The organism is Celeribacter baekdonensis (genome assembly GCF_900102315.1).
GTDB classification, from domain to species: Bacteria; Pseudomonadota; Alphaproteobacteria; order Rhodobacterales; family Rhodobacteraceae; genus Celeribacter; species Celeribacter baekdonensis.
Genome location: NZ_FNBL01000035.1, coordinates 1 through 1,357 on the forward strand (window position 1 = coordinate 1; position 1,357 = coordinate 1,357).

General features: G+C 57.3%; 1 protein-coding gene. It reads left to right on the top strand.

Going from position 1 to position 1,357, the window contains the following annotated elements:
• Window positions 1-85 precede the first annotated feature (85 nt).
• The gene (locus tag BLT54_RS21905) at window positions 86-1,105 is read left to right on the top strand and encodes an IS110 family RNA-guided transposase (RefSeq protein ID WP_074647544.1); all 1,020 of its coding nucleotides are present in this window, start codon (window positions 86-88) and stop codon (window positions 1,103-1,105) included.
• The last annotated feature ends 252 nt before the right edge of the window (window positions 1,106-1,357 follow it).

The window sequence follows — 1,357 nt, forward strand, 5'->3', positions numbered from 1 at the left end:
CGGATGAGGTGGGTGGCTCCTGCTCCACCGGCATCGAATGTGCCAAAGTGCAGTTATCAATGACTGCTAGGAAAGGAGCCACCCAATGACAGTTAAGACAGTAGGCCTTGATCTGGCCAAGGATGTTTTTCAGGTTCACGGCATTTCGGAGAATGGTCGGGTCATCTTCAATAGGGCCATAAAGCGGGCGAAGCTGCTTGCCTTCTTTGAGACGCTGCCGCCCTGTTTGGTCGGCATGGAGGCGTGTGGATCGTCCCACCATTGGGGTCGCCAGCTGCGCAAATTGGGACACGAGGTGAAACTCATGCCCGCCGGATACGTCAAACCCTACGTGAAGCGCGGCAAGTCGGATGCTGTTGATGCCGAGGCAATCTGTGAAGCGGTTCGGCGCCCGACGATGCGCTTTGTCGAGATCAAGACGGAGGACCAGCAGGCCATCCTCGCGATCCACCGCACACGCGATCTGGCGGTCCGGCAGCGCACCCAGTTGGCCAACATGATCCGCAGTCTCTTGCGCGAGTTCGGGCATATCTTGCCCATCGGGATCGAAGCGGTGGCCGCCTTCGCAAAGCGCCACCTGGACGGCGATCATCCTGACATGCCGGAGATCGCAAACGGACTTCTCGGCGTCCAATGCTACCAGTTTCTAGGGCTGAACGAACGCATTGCCGGCTACTCAAAGATGATTGAGCAACATGCCATGATGAGTGCGGATGCCCGCCGATTGATGCGCATGCCGGGGATCGGGCCGATCACGGCATCGGCGATTGTCGCAACGATCGGCGATGCAAAACAGTTTCGGACCGGACGCGATCTGGCGGCCTGGCTCGGACTGACCCCGCTCAACAAATCAAGCGGCGGCAAGGAACGTCTTGGAAAGATCACAAAGCAGGGTGATCGCTACATTCGAAAGTTACTGGTCGTGGGCATGACGTCTCGCGCTGTGATGGCGAAACGTTCACCACAGAAAGTCGATCTCTGGACAGCCAAGATCGTTGCCGACAAACCCTTCCGGCTGGCAACAGTCGCAATGGCAAACAAGGCAGCCCGGGCCGTCTGGGCGATGCTCACCAAGAAACAGGAATACCGGCAACCCGCGTTCTAAGCGCACCAGTTGCCTACGAGATGCAAGACGTTGAAGTGATGATGCGGAATTAAGTCAACCAAGAGCAAGGACACTCCGGGAATGGCAGCGGCCCTTTGAGGTCGATAAGCCGATTGGAACCTCGCTTGCGGAACTCATCAGGGCCAGTGGAGGCAATGCCAAAACATAAACAGGCCGGACAGACGACGGTACTGACGAAAATAACCGCAGAAATTGCCAGAAAACGCTTGCAATGCGGGAGCCACCCACAGA